Below are 18,735 nucleotides of genomic sequence, written 5' to 3' on the forward strand. Positions count from 1 at the left end.
GGCATGTCTCCGGAAGCCTCATCGCCGCAACAGGCGATCCTCCAGTTTCTCACCTCGCTTCAAAGCCCCGCGCGCATCCTTGTCGCGATCTCGGGCGGCAGCGATTCCACCGGCCTGCTTTTTCTTCTCGATGAAGCCGTAAAGGTCGCGCCCGATCTCAAGATTTCCCTTTGCGCCGCGACCGTCGATCATGCGCTGCGCTCCGGCTCCGCAGACGAGGCGCGCGAGGTCGCAGCGCTGTGCGCATCGCTCGGCATTCCCCACACCATCCTGATCTGGCAGGGCGACAAGCCGAAAACCGGTATCATGGCTGCGGCCCGCGAGGCTCGTTATGACCTGCTGGCCGCCGCCGCCAAAAATTTCAAAGCCGATGTCATCGTCACCGGCCATACCTTCGACGACCAGCGCGAAACGCTTGCCATGCGGGGTCTGCGCTCCGAACAGGTTTCGACCGGCATCGCCGATGCGGTGCTGTTCGACCGTCATATCTGGATCATGCGGCCGCTGCTCGGCAGTCGGCGGGCAGATATCCGCGCTTATCTGAAGACAGGTGGGATTTCCTGGCTCGACGATCCGAGCAACGAGGATGTGACCTATGAGCGGGTGCGCATGCGCCAGCGGCTCGCGGAGGAGGTGGCTTCCAAGGCAGGGGCGGAGACCGAAGGGCAACGTCTTTTGCTCGCGGCAGATGCAGCCGCTTGGCTCGATCTGCATTTCCGGCTGCATGGCGGTGTGCTTGGTCATATCTCTCCCGACGGCCTGAGGGCCGAAGCACCTGTATTGAATTACGCGCTTGGCCGTCTTGCCGCCGTTTTCGGCGGCCGGGATTTTCCACCGGGCGGCAAGCAGATGGACGGCATTCTCGCCTTTATCGCAGCGGCCAAGGCAGGGCGGATGACGGCGGGCAGGGTGGTGTTCGATCTCAGACGTAGCGGGCTCTATCTCGCCCGCGAAAGCCGCGGCATCCTCCCGCTGTCATTGCAGCCGGGTGAGCGCAGCGTCTGGGATGGACGTTTCGAGGTTGTGAACAATTCCCCGTTCGGCGTCAGGATCGAGGCGGCCGGGATGAATGCAGGACCGGGTGCGGCTGGATCACCAAAGCGTGAAGATGAGTGTTCCGCGACCACAGAGTCCCGCCGATCGGGTTCCTGCTACGAGCACAGCAATGCGGCGAGAAGGGACGATACCCTGCCAAAAGCGGCATTGAAGCGCGCAACTGCTGCGTTGCCGGTCGTTTTGCCAATGGCTGGCACTGTTTTTTCCGACGATTTGGCCGGCCGGGTGCGCCTCACGCCTTATTCCGCGCCGTTCGACCGCTTTTTGACACGATTTGATTTCATCTTTGCCAACAGGCTTTCGGCGGTTTTCGCGACGGCGCCCTATGCGAGGCTGCCTTTAAGAAGTATTGACGGAAAAACCATCTGACATGGGGCGTCGCCTTGGCAACGGCACGGCGCAACCCTATGTTAGAAACGAATAAGACGGTCGCCATGAGGCGGCTGTTCCAGTGCTGGGGAGTTCAATGAACCCTAACTTACGTAATTTCGCCTTGTGGGCGATCATCGCGCTTCTGCTGATCGCCCTTTTCAGTATGTTTCAGACGGCGCCGGCGCAGACGGGCTCCCGCGAAATCCCTTATTCGCAGTTTCTGCGTGAGGTCGATGCGGGCCGCGTGAAGGAAGTCGTGGTCACGGGCAACCGTGTCTCCGGAAGCTATGTTGAAAATGGCACCACCTTCCAGACCTATTCGCCTGTGATCGACGACAGTCTGCTCGATCGCCTGCAGTCGAAGAACGTCCTGGTTTCCGCCCGTCCTGAAACTGACGGCTCTTCGGGTTTCCTCAGCTATCTCGGCACGCTTTTGCCGATGCTTCTGATTCTCGGCGTCTGGCTGTTCTTCATGCGGCAGATGCAGGGCGGCTCGCGCGGCGCGATGGGCTTTGGCAAGTCCAAGGCCAAGCTTTTGACCGAAGCGCATGGCCGCGTGACTTTCGAAGACGTCGCCGGTGTCGACGAGGCCAAGCAGGATCTCGAGGAAATCGTCGAATTCCTGCGTGATCCGCAGAAATTCCAGCGTCTCGGCGGCAAGATTCCGCGCGGCGTGCTGCTCGTCGGCCCTCCGGGTACCGGCAAGACACTGCTCGCCCGCTCGGTCGCCGGCGAAGCCAACGTGCCCTTCTTCACCATTTCGGGCTCCGACTTCGTCGAAATGTTCGTCGGCGTCGGTGCAAGCCGCGTGCGCGATATGTTCGAGCAGGCCAAGAAGAATGCTCCCTGCATCATCTTCATCGACGAAATCGATGCCGTCGGCCGCCATCGCGGCGCCGGTCTCGGCGGCGGCAACGATGAACGCGAGCAGACGCTGAACCAGTTGCTGGTTGAGATGGATGGCTTCGAGGCGAATGAGGGCGTGATCCTGATCGCTGCCACCAACCGTCCCGACGTTCTCGATCCGGCGCTGCTGCGTCCCGGCCGTTTCGACCGTCAGGTCGTGGTGCCGAACCCCGACATCGTCGGCCGCGAGCGTATCCTCAAGGTGCATGCCCGCAACGTTCCGCTGGCGCCGAATGTCGATCTCAAGGTTCTCGCCCGCGGCACGCCCGGTTTCTCCGGCGCCGACCTGATGAACCTGGTCAACGAAGCCGCCCTCATGGCCGCCCGCCGCAACAAGCGCGTCGTCACCATGCAGGAATTCGAAGACGCCAAGGACAAGATCATGATGGGCGCCGAGCGCCGTTCTTCGGCGATGACCGAGGCGGAAAAGAAGCTCACCGCTTACCATGAGGCTGGACACGCCATTACCGCGCTCAATGTCGCCGTCGCCGATCCGCTGCACAAGGCGACGATCATTCCGCGCGGCCGTGCGCTCGGCATGGTCATGCAGCTTCCCGAGGGCGATCGCTACTCGATGAGCTACAAGTGGATGGTTTCGCGCCTCTGCATCATGATGGGCGGCCGCGTCGCCGAGGAGCTCACCTTCGGCAAGGAGAACATCACCTCAGGTGCCTCCTCCGACATCGAACAGGCGACCAAGCTTGCCCGCGCCATGGTCACGCAGTGGGGCTTCTCCGATCAGCTCGGTCAGGTCGCCTATGGCGAGAACCAGCAGGAAGTCTTCCTCGGCCACTCGGTTTCGCAGTCGAAGAATGTTTCGGAAGCAACCGCGCAGAAGATCGACAATGAAGTGCGCCGCCTGATCGACGAAGCCTATACGCAGGCCCGCACGATCCTGACGGAAAAGCACGACGAATTCGTCGCCCTTGCTGAAGGTCTGCTCGAATACGAGACCCTGACCGGCGAAGAGATAAAGGCGTTGATCCGCGGCGAGAAGCCTTCCCGCGATCTCGGCGATGATTCGCCGCCAAGCCGCGGCTCGGCCGTTCCGAAGGCCGGCGCTCGGCCCGCCACCAAGGGTGACGAGCCGGAAGGCGGTCTCGAACCGCAGCCGCATTAACTGCGTCGACCAACTCGAACAAGGCCGGATTTCCGAAGTGGGAGATCCGGCCTTTTCTATTGGTAACGGGATATAATCATTTTTCTTGCTAATTTACGTGCCGATCGCCGCATTTTGTGGCATTCCGCTGAATTGAGGCAAGCATGAATCACGCTCGTGAATTGACGAGATCTCACTGAAGCCGGATTCGCTTGGAAGAATGCGCTGCCTTGAATGGCGCGCCGAGAGCACAGGAGTGCAGATGAAAAGACGCTATTTCGGTACGGATGGCATTCGCGGCCAATCCAACGTCTTCCCGATGACGCCGGATCTCGCCATGCGGGTCGGCATCGCCGCCGGCACGATCTTCCGCCGCGGCAACCACCGCCACCGAGTCGTCATCGGCAAGGATACGCGCCTTTCCGGCTATATGCTTGAGAATGCCATGGTCGCAGGCTTTACCGCCGCAGGCCTCGATGCCTTTATTCTCGGCCCGATCCCGACGCCTGCCGTCGCCATGCTGACGCGCTCGCTGCGCTGCGATATCGGTGTGATGATTTCGGCCTCGCACAATCCGTACGAGGATAACGGCATCAAGCTCTTTGGCCCCGATGGTTATAAGCTTTCCGACGATATCGAGGCCGAGATCGAGGATCTGCTCGAAAAGGACCTGAACGCGCAGCTCGCCAAATCCGACGATATCGGCCGCGCCAAGCGCGTCGACGGCGTGCATGACCGCTATATCGAACATGCCAAGCGCACCTTGCCGCGTGATGTGACGCTGCAGGGCCTGAGGATTGCGATCGACTGCGCCAATGGCGCCGCCTATAAGGTGGCGCCCGCCGTGCTCTGGGAGCTCGGTGCTGACGTCGTCACCATCGGCAACGAGCCGAACGGCACCAATATCAATCTCAATTGCGGCTCCACCAGCCCCGTCGCGCTGCAGAAGAAGGTGGACGAGGTTCGTGCCGATATCGGTATCGCCCTCGACGGCGATGCGGATCGCGTCATCATCATCGACGAAAACGGTTCGATCGTCGACGGCGATCAGCTCATGGCGGTCATCGCCGAGAGCTGGGCCGAGAGCCAGCAGTTGCGCGGCAATGGCATCGTCGCCACCGTGATGTCCAACCTCGGCCTCGAGCGCTTCCTCGACGACCGCGGCATGGCGCTTGCCCGCACGAAAGTCGGCGACCGCTATGTCGTCGAGCATATGCGCCAGAATAATTACAATGTCGGCGGCGAGCAGTCCGGTCATATCGTGCTGTCGGATTACGGCACGACCGGCGACGGTCTCGTCGCTGCTCTGCAGATCCTGGCCGCGGTCAAGCGCACCGGCCGGACCGTCAGCGAAGTCTGCCGCCGTTTCGAGCCGGTGCCGCAGCTCCTGCGCAATGTCCGCATCAGCGGTGGCAAGCCGCTGGAAGATATCCAGGTGCAAAAGGCGATCGCCGATGCCGAAGCCGAACTCGCCAGGAACGGCCGGCTCGTCATCCGCCCCTCGGGCACTGAGCCGTTGATCCGTGTCATGGCCGAAGGCGACGACCGTGCCCAGATCGAACGCATCGTCAACGAGCTGATCGGCACGATCTCGAACGTCCGGACCGCCGCCTGATCCAATGAGGAAAGAATAACGAAAAAGCCGGTGCATCAGCGCCGGCTTTTTCGTTATGCATGCCCGCTATCGTGAGCCGATTACTGCCAAGCCGCTCCCCACGATCCAAACTGATCTATGCTCGGGCCGCGAATGCCTCGGCATCTAGGTAAATGATCGTGGTTAAGCAGCTTTTAACGTTTCCCATTCATTATCCATCCGAAGCGTATCAGATTGGCAGCGACTGAGCCTGCCGACGCAACGGGATTTTGGAGTGGGATCCATGAAAAGAAGCTTGTCCGGCATCTTCGCCGCATTGTTGATCGCGACAAACGCCTATTCCGCGGACCTCGCCCCTGCCGAGCCGATCCCGGAGCAGCCGCCCGAGGTGGCGGTCAGCGAAGCGACGGGCTGGTACTTGCGCGGCGATGTCGGTTATGCCTTCACCGATCTGCGTGGCGCCCGCTATTTTCAGGGCAGCAATGCGACGGAGGTCGATTTCGACCGTGCCGACCTCGACGACGCATGGACGGTCGGCGGTGGTGTCGGTTATCAGATCAACAGCTATCTGCGCACCGACCTGACCTTCGACTATCTCACGCAGGCGGATTTCCACGGTTCGACGGTCGGACAGTGCGGCTTCCCGCTGGTGGATTGCACCTCGAGCGACCGCTCCTCGCTAACCGCCTACACATTGCTCGCCAACGCTTACGTTGATCTCGGCACCTACGGCTATGTCACGCCTTATGTCGGCGCCGGTATCGGCGGTTCCTACGTCAAGTGGAAGAACCTGCGCAACGTTGCCTGCGCCGATGACGGCAGCTTCTGCGACGACGAGGTCACCCATGGCGGCAAGGGCAACTGGCGCTTCACCTACGCGCTCATGGCCGGCGCCTCGATCGACGTCACCTGCAACATCAAGGCCGATGTCGGTTACCGTTACCTGCATATCGACGGCGGCAACATGTTCGGCTATTCGGACAATGGCGGCCCGGGCCGTGACAAGGGCCTCAGCGCCCATGAAGCCCGCGTCGGCGCCCGTTATCTCTTCGGCGGATGCGCCCAGGCGAGCTATGAGCCGCCGCCGGAAATTCCGCTGCAGCAGCCGGTCTACAAATAAGTCTGGTCCAGCCACCAGATCAGAAAGCCGCCCTCGCTCCGGGCGGCTTTTTCATTTTCGCCACCTCTCCTGCGTCAAAATATCCTCTCTCTGCGACACTTCCATCTTGACTATGACGCGTCCGATCCATACACACGGCGGCGGGACACCCTTCCCCAACGAAGGGCTTTCTATCTGAGAGGATAGCATCATGGCGAAGACCGCAAAGCCGGACATCCGTCCGCACAATACTCATTTTTCTTCTGGCCCTTGCTCGAAGCGTCCCGGTTGGTCGCTCGAAGCCCTTTCCGACGCGGCCCTTGGCCGTTCGCACCGCGCGAAGGTCGGCAAGACCAAGCTGAAGCAGGCCATCGACCTTACCCGTGAAATTCTCGAAGTGCCGGCAGATTACCGCATCGGCATCGTCCCGGCTTCCGATACCGGCGCCGTCGAAATGGCGCTCTGGTCGCTGCTCGGCGAACGCGGCGTCGATATGCTCGCCTGGGAAAGCTTCGGCGCCGGCTGGGTCACCGATGTCGTCAAGCAGTTGAAGCTCAAGGACGTGCGCAAGCTCGAAGCCGGTTACGGCGAGCTTCCCGATCTCGCGACCGTCGATTTCGACCGCGACGTGGTCTTCACCTGGAACGGCACCACCTCGGGCGTGCGCGTGCCGAACGCCGATTTCATTCCTGCCGACCGCAAGGGCCTGACGATCTGCGACGCCACCTCGGCGGCTTTCGCCCAGGAACTCGATTTCGCCAAGCTCGACGTCGTCACCTTCTCCTGGCAGAAGGTTCTGGGCGGCGAGGGCGCACACGGCGTCATCATTCTTTCGCCGCGCGCAGTCGAGCGCCTCGTCACCTACACGCCGGCCTGGCCGCTGCCGAAGATCTTCCGCATGACCTCGGGCGGCAAGCTGACGGAAGGCATCTTCCAGGGCGAGACGATCAACACGCCGTCGATGCTCTGCGTCGAGGACTATATCGATGCGCTCGTCTGGGCCAAGGGTCTCGGCGGCCTCAAGGCGCTGATTGCGCGCGCCGATGCCAATGCCAAGGTCATCCACGATTTCGTCGCGGCAAACGACTGGATCGCCAATCTCGCCGTCAAGGCGGAAACCGCCTCCAACACCTCCGTCTGCCTGAAGATCGTCGACAAGGACATCGCAGCCCTCGATGACGACGGCCAGGCGAATTTCGCCAAGGGTCTGGTCGGCCTCCTGGAAAAGGAAGGCGTCGCTTACGATGTCGGCCATTACCGCGACGCGCCGTCCGGCCTGCGCATCTGGGCCGGCGCCACGATCGAGGCATCCGACATGCAGAAGCTCATGCCATGGCTTTCCTGGGCCTTCGAAACCCAGAAGGCACAGCTCGCTCAGGCCGCCGCCTGAGGTGATCGCATCCGGCTCCGCCACAAGGCGGCGGAGCCCAGCATTTCTGATTTCATTCATCGCTGAACACTTTTGAAGGAGGCCCTCATGGCACCTCGCGTTCTCGTATCCGACGAATTGTCGGAAACCGCTGTCCAGATCTTTCGCGACCGCGGCGTCGAAGTCGATTTCGAACCGCAGCTCGGCAAGGACAAGGACCGTCTGCTCGAAGTCATCGGCAATTATGATGGCCTGGCTATCCGCTCCGCCACCAAGGTGACGGAAAAGATCATCGAAGGGGCGAAAAACCTCAAGGTGGTCGGCCGCGCCGGTATCGGCGTCGACAATGTCGATATCCCGGCCGCCTCGCGCCGCGGCATCATCGTCATGAACACGCCCTTCGGCAACTCGATCACGACAGCCGAACACGCGATTGCGCTGATGTTCGCCGTCGCCCGCCAGCTTCCGGCCGCCGATACCTCGACGCAGGCCGGCAAGTGGGAGAAGTCGAAGTTCATGGGTGTCGAGATCACCGGCAAGACGCTCGGCGTCATCGGCGCCGGCAATATCGGCTCGATCGTCTGCGCGCGCGCCATCGGCCTGAAGATGCACGTCGTCGCCTACGACCCGTTCCTTTCCAAGGAGCGCGCCGAGGAGATGGGCGTCACCAAGGTCGAGCTGGAAGAGCTTTTCGCCCGCGCCGATTTCATCACGCTGCATGTGCCGATGACCGACAAGACGCGCGGCATCCTCAACAAGGAAGCACTGGCAAAGACCAAGCCCGGCGTGCGCATCATCAACTGCGCCCGCGGCGGCCTGGTCGATGAGGCAGCGCTTGCCGAAGCGATCAAGTCGGGCCATGTCGCGGGTGCCGCCTTCGACGTGTTCGAGGTCGAGCCCGCCAAGGAAAGTCCGCTCTTCGGCCTGCCGAACGTCGTCTGCACGCCGCATCTCGGCGCCTCAACGACCGAAGCGCAGGAGAACGTCGCTCTGCAGGTGGCCGAACAGATGGCCGATTACCTCGTCAATGGTGCGGTCTCCAACGCCATCAACATGCCGTCGATCACGGCTGAGGAAGCGCCGATCCTGAAGCCCTTCATCCGCCTTGCCGACGTTCTCGGCGCCTTTGTCGGCCAGGTCACCGAAGAGCCGATCAAGGAAATCGAAATCCTTTATGACGGCATCACCGCCAACATGAACACGCGGGCGCTGACGAGTGCCGTGCTCGCCGGCCTCATCCGGCCGCAGGTCGCCGACGTCAACATGGTTTCGGCGCCGATCATGGTCAAGGAAAAGGGTGTCGTGCTGTCCGAGGTCAAGCGCGACAAGACGGGTGTATTCGACGGTTACATCAAGCTGACGGTGACGACCGAAAGCATGACGCGCTCGGTCGCCGGCACGGTGTTTTCGGATGGCAAGCCGCGCTTCATCCAGATCAAGGGCATCAACCTCGATGCCGATGTCGGCTCGCACATGATCTATATCACCAATACCGACGTCCCAGGCATGATCGGCTTCATTGGCACGACGCTCGGAACGGCCGGCGTCAACATCGCCAACTTCCAGCTCGGTCGTGACAAGCAGGGCGGCGACGCCATTGCGCTGCTCTATGTCGACGGCGAGGTTGACGACGCCGTGCTTGCGCAGCTGACGGCCCATCAGGCGATCCGCCAGGCAAAGCTGCTCACTTTCAACATCGACTGAGTTTCCTCCTCGGGATCTCGATCCGGCAAGAATGACAACAAAAACCCGGCGCGGGAAACGGCGCCGGGTTTTTGTTGTGTCGGAATCGAATGGATCTCAGTGCGGCCGGCGTTTTCGGCGGACGATCTTGCCGAAACGGGCGATATTGTCTTCAGCCTTCGTGCGGTGAAGGAAGGCAAGCCGGCTGCCGTCCAGACCCTCGTAGAATTCGTCCCAGGAAATCTCTTCCTGCGTTTCAGAGGAAAAATCGACGCGAACGGTTTCGCTATCCGGTGCGTTCTTGATACGGGCGGGATGGCCGCCGCGCGCCTCGATCCAATGCCTGATCCTGCTGTAATCCGTCGTCGTGCCGAACCTGCCCATGAAACCCTCCTCAGCAATGCGACATCGATGACCCGGAACGCATGATCGACGCAATTGTTCCGGGGCATCCAAATTATTTTATTGAAGATGAGGCAGAGCGCCGTTTGCTCGTTTCACAGGCGGAAGCCTAAAGTTTAGGCCGAGTATGATTCTGATTTTATTTAACTTTTCTCAGTATACCCTGGCATCGGCATCAACCGCGCGTGAATTCCCATGGCCCCTTTGCAGAAGACCGAGCAGATCGAGGCACTGAACGATGACTTCCGGTCATTGTTTGCAACGCACCCATCGCCGATGTGGGTCTATGATCCGGTATCGCTGCGGTTTCTCAGCGTCAACGAAGCGGCGGTAGCCCTTTACGGCTATGGCGCGGACGAATACCGGCGCATGACGGTTCTGGATATCCGCCCCCAGCATGAGCGGGAACGGATGATCGACGCCGTCAACGGCCGTACCGACATGGAAAAGGCGGAGCGCTGGCTTCATCTCAAGGCGAACGGCGAGACCTTCGAGGTGCTGACCTATGGCCGTGAAGTGCGTTTCGAGGGACGGGCGGCGATCCTGGCAATCGTGCAGGACCGCACCGAGGTCAACGCCGCCAGGCGCCAGATGAGCGATACACGCTCGCTTCTCGACAGCATCGTCGACAATCTGCCGGTCGGGGTCTTCGTCAAGGACATGCAAGCGGACGGGCTTTACATTCTCTTCAACGAGGCCTGCGGCGACATCGTCGGCATGAAGGCGCGGGATGTGGCCGGCCGAACCGACCGGGCACTGTTTGCCGCCGGCCAGACAGACGCTTTCCGTGAGCAGGATCGCCGGGCCTTCGAAGCCAAGAGGACGATCAGCTTCGAAGAGACGATGCTGCGTCCCGACGGAGCGCAACGCATCCTGCGCACCGTCAAACGCGTCCTGCCGGCGCCGGAGGGCCATGCGCCACGCTATCTGCTTGGCATTTCGCAGGATGTCACGGAGGAGCGTGCCATCGAGGCAAAGCTTGCCCATCTCGCCATGCATGATGCCCTGACCGGCTTACCGAACCGGGCAGCATTTTCTGAACATATCGATAAGCGCGTGGCCGAAGCGACCACAGAGAGCCCGATCGCGCTGCTCTATATCGACATCGATCATTTCAAGCATATCAACGACAGCAAGGGACATGCCGCCGGCGACGCTCTGCTTTGCCAGGTGTCGGAGCGTCTGCTGCAATTGGCGGAGGAGGGCGATCTCGTCGCCCGTCTCGGCGGCGATGAGTTCGCCATTGTGCTCGAACTCGGCGAGCCTGAGCGGGTCGGGCGTTTTGCACAGCGGTTGCTGCAGACGCTTAGCCATGCCTTCGATCTCGACGGCTCCCGGGAGCATGCCACCTGCAGCATCGGCATCGCCTTGGCGCCGGATCATGCCGGCGACGCGGATGTGCTGATGCGCCATGCGGATCTGGCGCTCTATGCCGCCAAGGAGAGCGGGCGCTCGACCTATCGCTTTTACGAGACGGAGATGCGGCTTGCCGCCGAGCGGCGGCATGTGATGACCGCAGAGCTGTGGGAGGCGCTGGAGAAGCGCCAATTCGAGCTGCATTACCAGCCGATCGTGCAGCTCGACAATGACGGCATCGCCGGCTTCGAGGCGCTGATTCGCTGGCGCCATCCCAAGCGCGGCCTGGTGGCGCCGATGGATTTCATTCCGCTCGCCGAGGAGACCGGCCTCATCGTACCGATCGGCGACTGGGTGATCCGGGAAGCCTGTCGTGCCGCCGCCGGCTGGCCCGCCCATCTGAGGATCGCCGTCAATCTCTCCGTCAGCCAGTTCCGGCATGCGAGCCTGCTTTCGACCGTAGTCGCGGCGCTCAACGAAACGGGGCTGAATGCCGACCGGCTTGAAATCGAAATCACCGAATCCGTCTTCCTGACCGATGCCGACCAAAGCCTGCCGCTGCTGCGGGCACTGAAGGAACTTGGGATCCGCATCGCCATCGACGATTTCGGTACGGGTTATTCGTCGCTGAGCTATCTCAGGGCTTTCCCCTTCGACAAGATCAAGCTCGATCGCAGCTTCGTTTCAGGCATCGACACGGATGCCGGCAATCTTGCCATCGTGCGCGCCGTCGTCGGTATCGGTTCCGGTTTCAACGCAACGACGCTGGCCGAGGGGATCGAGACCGAAGAGCAGTTGCAGAAGCTGCGCGCCGAAGGTTTCCGCGAGGTGCAGGGCTATCTGCTTGGCCGGCCGATGCCGCAGCACGAGGCAGAGGTGCTGATCCACGGCCGCGCGCTGAAGGCCGCTTCCTCACGCGGGTGACAATCGGCGGTGCTTGCGCGAGAGCTGGGTCAGCCGTCCGAGGAGCAGGCATGCCGCTTGAGACCATCAAGCATTCGTTATTTTGAGAACGGCGGCTGAACCGGCATAATTCTCGTGGGCTGGAAGGAGGATGTATATGAAACGCTATTCATTCTCGATGATCGGACTGGCGCTCGTGACTGCCATCATCGTCAATCCGGGTATCGCATTCGCCTGCAACAAGCTGATCGGCACCTGAGCCGCACCCCCCGCTTCCGAGGCGCGGCTTTGGCTGCGCCTTCTTTTCCACGCGAATTCGAAACTATCGGGCGTCCGAAGGCCCGCCCCTTGCGTCCAGGGACAATCCTTTCTATATCGGTCCCTCATCGAGAGACGGCGGCCGATCCCGCCGAAGATCAGCAAATCCGCCGCAATTGCAGCGCAAGGGCGGATCGTGACCCAAGCAGAATTGGCATCATCGTTGAACACACTGGATTTTGATAAGAAGCCGGAAGAGACCCGTGTCGTCGTCGCCATGTCGGGCGGCGTCGATTCATCCGTCGTCGCCGGCCTTCTCAAACAGCAGGGTTACGATGTGCTCGGCATCACACTGCAGCTTTACGATCATGGCGCCGCCGTTCACCGCGCCGGCTCCTGCTGCGCCGGCCAGGATATCGACGATGCGCGCCGCGTCTGCGAAACGCTCGGCATCCCGCATTATGTGCTCGATTACGAAAAGCGTTTTCGCGAGACGGTAATCAATCCCTTCGCCGAAAGCTATGTGGCGGGCGAAACGCCAATCCCCTGCGTGTCCTGCAACCAGACCGTCAAATTCGCCGATCTGCTGGCGACCGCCAAGGAGCTCGGCGCCGATGCGTTGGCGACCGGCCACTATATCCGCTCGGGCCCGAACCCTTCGCCGGAGAATCCCGGCCGCCGCGCGCTGTTCCGCCCGGCCGATGCCGACCGCGACCAGAGCTATTTCCTCTTCGCCACGACGCAGGAACAGATCGACTATCTGCGCTTTCCCTTGGGCGGCCTGCCGAAGGCCGAGACCCGCAGGCTTGCCGAAGAAATGGGCCTCGTCGTCGCCAAGAAGGCCGACAGCCAGGACATCTGCTTCGTGCCGCAGGGCAAATATTCCGACATCATCACCAAGCTGAAGCCGAATGCGGCGCTGGCCGGTGAGATCGTCCATCTCGATGGCCGCGTGCTCGGGACCCATGAGGGTATCCTGCATTTCACCATTGGTCAGCGCCGCGGCATCGGCATCGCCACCGGCGAGCCGCTCTATGTCGTCTTTCTCGACGCCCGTTCGCGCCGCGTCATCGTCGGGCCGAAAGAGGCTCTCGAAACGCACCGCGTTTACCTGCGCGATGTCAACTGGCTGGGCGACGAGACGCTTGCGGAAGCCGCTTCCGGCGACGGCTTTGCCTGCTACGCCAAAGTCCGCTCGACGAGGGCGCCGGCACCTGCCGTGCTGCATGTCGATGCGACCGGCACCTATGTCGACCTGACGGTCGGCGAGGCAGGCATCGCGCCCGGCCAGGCCTGCGCGCTTTATTCCGCCCCCGGCGACAACGCCCGCGTCTTCGGCGGCGGCTTCATCGAGCGCTCCGAGCGCGAACCGTCGGCGGAAGCTTCGCTGAAGGCCCTTTTGGCCGGCCCCGTCGCCGCCTGAAAGCTATAGGAAACGGCGCCCTATAAAGCCCACCGTTTTTCTCGATCATGCGCTTGACACAAAGCCGAAGCGCACCTTATAAGCCGCTCATCCCACGAACCGGCATCGCTTCGCGAGCGGGTATCGTTGACCAGTGGCGGAGTAGCTCAGTAGGTCAGAGCAGAGGAATCATAATCCTTGTGTCGGGGGTTCAAATCCCTCCTCCGCTACCATCTCCTTATTGCAGAAATAGCGATTTATGCGGCTCGATTTTGAGCCGGTTCCGACGGTCGTGGTAGCACGTTGGTAGCAGCGCCAGACGTTCGCGGCGAGGGGAAAACCAGTTGCCCCTGATCTGCAGCCGCCAACGCCGAGGACAGACCTATCTGTAAAGCGTCAAAAGCAATACAGGCATCTTCGTCGCCCAAAAATGGGATGCGACAGCGATAATAATAGCCCATACGGCAAGCGAGAACATGACCGCCGCTAACCTGATCCCGACTGGCTGCATCAATTCCTCCATCCCAGCATAACCGTGCCTCCTCGCACGATCCTATGCTAGCAAGACGCAACTCGGTCAGCTATCGCAAGATATTGGTATCAAATAGCGACAGCAGAGAGCGCTTGGCGAAGATGCAAAGATGTCGGCGATACAATGTCCTTTTCCCCATCCGTCAAACGATGAAATGGAAGTTGTCGTATTGCGCACCATAATAATCCGGGCCGCTCGTTTCGGTGATCACGGGTTCGGTGTCGAGTATGAGGTAGTCGATCGGGCCGTAGGCGCTGAGATCGATCATTTGCGGGTCATGAATGCTGTCGGCGGTGACGTTGACCGTGACCAAGAATACGGTATCGCCGTTCAACTTGCCTTCGATCGTTAGAACGTTGTCATAGTCCGATGTGCCGTTTGCGACACTGAATTGCTCGATCTGAAAGTCACCGCCATCGGCGGCTTGGATGGGTGTCCAGAACACGCCTCCTCCCAGATAGTGGTTGCCATCCGCTTCCTCCCGCACAGTCGCGTCGTCACCATCGTACCAGGCGCCCCAATCGAAACCTTTATAGCCTGTAGGGAAGTCGTGTTTGCCGACATCCTCGAAGTTAACGAAGACGTCGCCGCGTTCCGGCAGGTCGACCGCGATATTGAGCAGGCCGAAGTCGGTGGCGCCTTTGCCATCCGAGATCTTGAAATTGAACTGGTCGGCGAGTTGATCTCCTGGGCCGAGCGCGGCCACGATCGGGTTGGAGTGATCGAGTTCGTACGTGTAGTTGCCGTTGGAATAGACGGTCAGCGTGCCGTATTTTCCCTCGATTGTCGTCGTCGTGGCGGGTCCATCCGGATCGGCTGGTTGCGGAATTCGCTGTCCATTCACGAAGTTGAGGCGCACCCGATCTCCATCGGCATCGGTGGAACTGGTGTTGTCCAGGATGTTGCCGTCGATCGGGTTGTCGATGTTGAAAATAGGCTGGTACACGTCACCTGCGACCGGCTTGTGGTTTGCCATTTCTATCCCCCCGTTTGATCTGCTGTTCCAGTGTGCAACTTTATCGAGTGTGTTGACAACAGAAATCGATGAAGCATCGGATAAATCAACCGGCTATTGCTCCAGCTTCCAAGTAAAAAAGGCACAATCGACGCAGATTCTGCCTATGATCCAAGCTTTTACGCCTGTCTCGCGCTGCTGCTGCCTTGTCGATCAGAGCATTTCCCGCCTCTTCAGACGATTACCATTTTCGCCGGCACAAGACGTTCCAGGCAGTATAATAGTGGCAGGCCAACGATGACGTCATAATGACGATATACTGGATGAATTCCTCTGTCTGTCCGGCGCAACGGTGAAGACAGGACGAGGGATTGATCGGCCGCTCCGGCCGTGCGTCAATGCAGGCCGCCGACCCCGAGCAGGCTCTCGACAGCCTCGTGATCGCTGGTGAGGCGCTCCGGCGTTCCCGCCCAGGCCAGTCGCCCTCGTTCGAGAATGACGACCTGATCGGCGAAATCGAGCGCGCTCTGGATACGCTGTTCGACCAGGAGGATCGTCATGTCTCCCGTCTTGGCGAGTTCGGCAAAGGCAGCCATCAATTCCTCGCAGATAACGGGGGCGAGGCCCTCCAGCGGTTCGTCGAGCAACAGGACGGAGGGGCGGCCGAGAATGGTGCGGGCCGTCGAGAGCATCTGCTGCTCGCCGCCCGAGAGTTGGCTGCCGAGGTTGCGGCGGCGCTCCTTCAGACGCGGGAACATGGCATAGGCTTCCTCCAGCGCCGTCCTCGGCCGCGTCTTCAAGCCGACGAAAAGGTTCTCTTCGACCGTCAGCGTCGGGAAGACGCAGCGCGTCTGCGGCACATATCCCAGGCCCTTATGCGCCCGTGTCGCGCTGGCTGCCGTGGTGACATCCGAACCGCCGAGGCGGATGCTGCCCTCGTAGCGCTTGGTCTGGCCGGCAAGCGTTGCCAAGAACGTGGTCTTGCCCATGCCGTTGCGGCCGAGCACGGCCAGCCGTGCGCCCGCCGGCACGGAGAGAGAAATGCCTTCGAGCACTCTCGTCGGCCCATATCCCGCCGACAGATTTTCGACCTCAAGCGATATGGCTGGCATTGGCATAGCTCCCGAGATAGGCCTCGCGCACGCGCGCATCCTTGGTGACGTCTTCAGGCAGGCCGTCGAAGATGATTGCGCCTGATGCAAGCACGATGACGCGTTTTGCAAAACGGAAGACGAGGTCCATGTCGTGTTCAATCATCAGCACGGCGAGATCGGCGGGCAGATCGGCAAGCGCCTGCTCGATGCGGCCGGTATCGCTCTGCGGCACGCCGGCTGCCGGCTCGTCGAGCAGCAGCACCTTCGGTCTCAGCGCCAGTGCCACGGCGATCTCGAGAAGCCGCTGCTGGCCATAGGCGATCTCGCTGACCTTGCGATGCATCAGCAAAGCCAATCCGAGCTTTCCCAAGAGATCGTCGACTTCCGCCATGACGTCAGGCATTCGCAGGAAATTTCCGAACATATGGCCGGTCTTTCCGTCGCGTTGGAGGACGGCAAGCCCCACATGCTCGGCTGGCGTCATCTCCTGGAAAAGCCGTGTCACCTGAAAGGAGCGGACAAGGCCGCGCTTGACCCTGCCGATCGCATCGACTTTCGTCACCCTTTCGCCGCCGAGGCGAACCTCGCCGGAATCGGGCGACAGATTGCCGGTCACGAGGTTGACAAAGGTGGTCTTGCCGGCGCCGTTCGGGCCGATCAATGCGATGCGATCGCCTGGCGACATTGCGAGCGATACATCGTTGGTGACGGCAAGGCCGCCGAAGGCTTTCCTGAGATTGGCGACTTCGAAGACGGGGCTCATGAGCGTTGCTCCGTGCGACGTCCAATGAAGGCCGCGGCTGTGCCATAGAGGCCTTTCGGCGCAAAGAGCACGACGGCGATCAGCAGCGCGCCGACCATCGTCAGCCAATGAAAGGGATTGGCGGCCGAGACATAATCTTCAAAGAGCATGAAGATGACAGTGCCGGAGAGCGCGCCGAAGAGAGAACCGGTGCCGCCGAGCACCAGCATGACAAGCGCTTCGGCAGATTGGGTGAAAGACAGGCTGTCCAGGCCGACGACCTGTGTCGAGATCGCATTCAAGGCGCCGCCGACACCGGCAACCGCGCCCGAGATTCCATACATCCTGATGAGAGCGGCCTTAGGCGAAGCGCCCATGGCGCGAACGCGCAGCGGGTCCTGCTTGATGGCGCGGCAGAGCATGCCGAAGGGTGAGCGGACCAGGAACCGCAGCAGCACGAAGACGATCAGCAGCAGCGCCATTCCGAAGAAGAAGGCGGTATGTCCGTAGAGGTCGAATTCGAAGAGGCCGAAGACCGGATCCGGCGCGATGCCGGAAAGCCCATCGCTGCCGCCTGTCCATGACGACGCCTTGTTGGCGAATTCATGGAAGAGGTTGATGAGCGCAATTGACAGCACCAGCTGCGGCAAGCCATGCGCACGCAGGATGATTGCGCCGCAGAGGAGCCCGGCAACCGCGCCGCCTGTTATGCCGGCCAACATCATCAGCAGCGGATCATTGATGCCGTAATGTGCCGACAGGATCCCGGCGGCATAGGCGCCGGAGCCGAAAAGTGCTGCATGGCCGAGCGTTGCGACGCCGCAATAACCGGTCACGAGATCGAGCGACAGGACGAGCAGCGCGATCGTGATCATCCGGGTCAGAAGGGCGAGATTATCGGGGAAGGCGAAATAGCCGATCGCGGCAATGACTGCCATGACCGCTATTCCGGCGAGATCCCGGCCGATGGTGCCGCGCCGATGCTGGAGACGTCCGTTTTCGTTGTTGATCACAAGTGCCATCTCATTTCGCCCTTCCGGCAAGGCCGCGCGGGAAGACGCAGATGATCGCGATCACGGCGAGATAGAAGAAGAATTCGCCGAATTCAGGCATCAGATACCGCCCGGTCGTATCGATCGCGCCGAGCAACAGGCAGGCGATCAGCGCGCCCGGAATGGAACCCGCGCCGCCGACGGAGACGACGACCAGGAAGGTGACCATGTAGCGCAGCGCGTAATAGGGTTCGACCGGCAGGAGTTCGGCACCGACCACGCCGCCGAACGCGGCAAGCCCGACGGCAACGGCAAAGCTCACCGCATAGATGATCTCGGTGCGCACGCCGAGCGCTGCAGCCATCGCCGCATCATCGACGGAGGCGCGCAGCTTGACGCCGAAGCTCGTCCTGTCGATCGCAAACCAGAGGGCGAGTGCAACGGCCAGGCCACAGAGGATGACGAAGAGCCGGTGAACGGGAATGGTGCGGAAGCCGAGATCGGCTGATCCTTGCAACGCAGCGGGCAGCGGTATGGTCTTCAGCGTCGGCCCCATCAGGTAGTTTGCGATGCCGATGATGCAGAAAGTGAGGCCGATCGTCATCAGCACCTGGGTCAGCTCGGGCGCGCCATAGATCCGGCGGTAGAGGAAACGCTCGACCGGGATTGCGACGATGATGGTGATCACAACGGCGGCGAGGACCGCCACGGCATAACCAAGGCCGAGGTCGCGGGCGACATAGGAGGCGATATAGCCCCCGATCATCGCGAAGGCGCCGTGAGCGAGGTTGACGACACGCATCAGCCCCATGGTGACGGAAAGGCCAATCGATATCACGAAGAGCACCATGCCGTAGGCAAAGGCATCGACGGCTATGCTGAAGACTGTCTGCATGGAACTACCTTGCTTCGATGCGACGG

The 18,735-nt window shown here is 61.2% G+C and carries 14 protein-coding genes and 1 tRNA gene; 9 read left to right on the forward strand and 6 right to left on the reverse strand.

The genetic code is table 11. From position 1 onward, the window contains the following. Positions 1-3: 3 nt before the first annotated feature. The 6 genes from tilS to serA all read left to right on the forward strand — a co-directional run bounded on the left by tilS (position 4) and on the right by serA (position 9,199). Positions 4-1,425: a tRNA lysidine(34) synthetase TilS gene (gene tilS / locus ACMUVN_RS20795; protein ID WP_414815428.1), complete on the forward strand. Its 1,422-nt coding sequence runs from the start codon at positions 4-6 to the stop codon at positions 1,423-1,425. A 97-nt stretch (positions 1,426-1,522) separates the two neighbouring features. Further along, entirely contained in the window at positions 1,523-3,454 is a 1,932-nt protein-coding gene (gene ftsH / locus ACMUVN_RS20800) for an ATP-dependent zinc metalloprotease FtsH (protein WP_047616537.1), read from the forward strand. Positions 3,455-3,695: 241 nt separating this feature from the next. Next, positions 3,696-5,048: a phosphoglucosamine mutase gene (gene glmM, locus ACMUVN_RS20805; protein WP_047616623.1), complete on the forward strand. Its 1,353-nt coding sequence runs from the start codon at positions 3,696-3,698 to the stop codon at positions 5,046-5,048. 262 nt (positions 5,049-5,310) lie between these two features. Continuing rightward, positions 5,311-6,147 (forward strand): outer membrane protein, encoded by an 837-nt coding sequence (locus ACMUVN_RS20810; protein WP_047616539.1) that lies wholly within the window; start codon positions 5,311-5,313, stop codon positions 6,145-6,147. A gap of 190 nt (positions 6,148-6,337) precedes the next feature. After that, positions 6,338-7,516: a phosphoserine transaminase gene (locus ACMUVN_RS20815; RefSeq protein ID WP_047616763.1), complete on the forward strand. Its 1,179-nt coding sequence runs from the start codon at positions 6,338-6,340 to the stop codon at positions 7,514-7,516. A gap of 87 nt (positions 7,517-7,603) precedes the next feature. Beyond that, positions 7,604-9,199 carry a phosphoglycerate dehydrogenase gene (gene serA, locus ACMUVN_RS20820; protein WP_097543123.1) on the forward strand — a complete coding sequence of 532 codons (1,596 nt, stop codon included), beginning with the start codon at positions 7,604-7,606 and terminating at the stop codon, positions 9,197-9,199. Between the two features lie 96 nt (positions 9,200-9,295). Here serA and ACMUVN_RS20825 read toward each other — a convergent pair whose 3' ends face one another. Next, complete coding sequence (locus ACMUVN_RS20825) at positions 9,296-9,562, reverse strand: hypothetical protein (RefSeq protein ID WP_097543124.1); 267 nt, start codon at positions 9,560-9,562, stop codon at positions 9,296-9,298. Positions 9,563-9,775: 213 nt separating this feature from the next. On the opposite strand from ACMUVN_RS20825, the gene ACMUVN_RS20830 reads away from it, so the two are divergent. From ACMUVN_RS20830 to ACMUVN_RS20840, 3 genes are all read left to right on the forward strand, one after another. After that, complete coding sequence (locus ACMUVN_RS20830; RefSeq protein ID WP_414815429.1) at positions 9,776-11,860, forward strand: putative bifunctional diguanylate cyclase/phosphodiesterase; 2,085 nt, start codon at positions 9,776-9,778, stop codon at positions 11,858-11,860. Between the two features lie 460 nt (positions 11,861-12,320). Continuing rightward, positions 12,321-13,520 (forward strand): tRNA 2-thiouridine(34) synthase MnmA, encoded by a 1,200-nt coding sequence (gene mnmA / locus ACMUVN_RS20835; protein ID WP_063475365.1) that lies wholly within the window; start codon positions 12,321-12,323, stop codon positions 13,518-13,520. A gap of 135 nt (positions 13,521-13,655) precedes the next feature. Next, a tRNA-Met gene (locus ACMUVN_RS20840) sits at positions 13,656-13,732 on the forward strand. A gap of 441 nt (positions 13,733-14,173) precedes the next feature. Here ACMUVN_RS20840 and ACMUVN_RS20845 read toward each other — a convergent pair. The 5 genes from ACMUVN_RS20845 to ACMUVN_RS20865 form a co-directional block, all read right to left on the reverse strand. Next, a complete protein-coding gene (locus ACMUVN_RS20845) occupies positions 14,174-15,007 on the reverse strand; it encodes a VCBS domain-containing protein (RefSeq protein ID WP_047616551.1) in 834 nt (277 codons plus the stop codon). Between the two features lie 374 nt (positions 15,008-15,381). Beyond that, on the reverse strand, positions 15,382-16,098 hold the full coding sequence (locus tag ACMUVN_RS20850) for an ABC transporter ATP-binding protein (protein ID WP_097595158.1): 717 nt from the start codon (positions 16,096-16,098) through the stop codon (positions 15,382-15,384). Then, positions 16,079-16,843 carry an ABC transporter ATP-binding protein gene (locus ACMUVN_RS20855; protein WP_047616555.1) on the reverse strand — a complete coding sequence of 255 codons (765 nt, stop codon included), beginning with the start codon at positions 16,841-16,843 and terminating at the stop codon, positions 16,079-16,081. Before ACMUVN_RS20855 ends, ACMUVN_RS20850 begins: the two co-directional genes overlap by 20 nt. Further along, positions 16,840-17,844, reverse strand: coding sequence for a branched-chain amino acid ABC transporter permease (locus tag ACMUVN_RS20860; RefSeq protein ID WP_097543127.1), 1,005 nt, complete (start codon positions 17,842-17,844; stop codon positions 16,840-16,842). Before ACMUVN_RS20860 ends, ACMUVN_RS20855 begins: the two co-directional genes overlap by 4 nt. A 1-nt stretch (position 17,845) precedes the next feature. Further along, the gene (locus ACMUVN_RS20865; protein ID WP_063475368.1) at positions 17,846-18,709 is read right to left on the reverse strand and encodes a branched-chain amino acid ABC transporter permease; all 864 of its coding nucleotides are present in this window, start codon (positions 18,707-18,709) and stop codon (positions 17,846-17,848) included. Positions 18,710-18,735: the final 26 nt, after the last annotated feature.

It is taken from the genome of Rhizobium sp. IY2 (genome assembly GCF_047532935.1).
Classification (GTDB): Bacteria; Pseudomonadota; Alphaproteobacteria; order Rhizobiales; family Rhizobiaceae; genus Rhizobium; species Rhizobium anhuiense.

Bases quoted from the DNA above. Each gene is read 5' to 3' on its own strand.
- ftsH (WP_047616537.1), top strand. From the start codon at position 1,523: ATGAACCCTAACTTACGTAATTTCGCCTTGTGGGCGATCATCGCGCTT.
- ACMUVN_RS20845 (WP_047616551.1), bottom strand. From the start codon at position 15,007: ATGGCAAACCACAAGCCGGTCGCAGGTGACGTGTACCAGCCTATTTTC.
- serA (WP_097543123.1), top strand. From the start codon at position 7,604: ATGGCACCTCGCGTTCTCGTATCCGACGAATTGTCGGAAACCGCTGTC.
- ACMUVN_RS20810 (WP_047616539.1), top strand. From the start codon at position 5,311: ATGAAAAGAAGCTTGTCCGGCATCTTCGCCGCATTGTTGATCGCGACA.
- ACMUVN_RS20825 (WP_097543124.1), bottom strand. From the start codon at position 9,562: ATGGGCAGGTTCGGCACGACGACGGATTACAGCAGGATCAGGCATTGG.
- ACMUVN_RS20855 (WP_047616555.1), bottom strand. From the start codon at position 16,843: ATGAGCCCCGTCTTCGAAGTCGCCAATCTCAGGAAAGCCTTCGGCGGC.
- ACMUVN_RS20815 (WP_047616763.1), top strand. From the start codon at position 6,338: ATGGCGAAGACCGCAAAGCCGGACATCCGTCCGCACAATACTCATTTT.
- glmM (WP_047616623.1), top strand. From the start codon at position 3,696: ATGAAAAGACGCTATTTCGGTACGGATGGCATTCGCGGCCAATCCAAC.
- ACMUVN_RS20850 (WP_097595158.1), bottom strand. From the start codon at position 16,098: ATGCCAGCCATATCGCTTGAGGTCGAAAATCTGTCGGCGGGATATGGG.
- tilS (WP_414815428.1), top strand. From the start codon at position 4: ATGTCTCCGGAAGCCTCATCGCCGCAACAGGCGATCCTCCAGTTTCTC.
- ACMUVN_RS20830 (WP_414815429.1), top strand. From the start codon at position 9,776: ATGGCCCCTTTGCAGAAGACCGAGCAGATCGAGGCACTGAACGATGAC.
- ACMUVN_RS20865 (WP_063475368.1), bottom strand. From the start codon at position 18,709: ATGCAGACAGTCTTCAGCATAGCCGTCGATGCCTTTGCCTACGGCATG.
- ACMUVN_RS20860 (WP_097543127.1), bottom strand. From the start codon at position 17,844: ATGGCACTTGTGATCAACAACGAAAACGGACGTCTCCAGCATCGGCGC.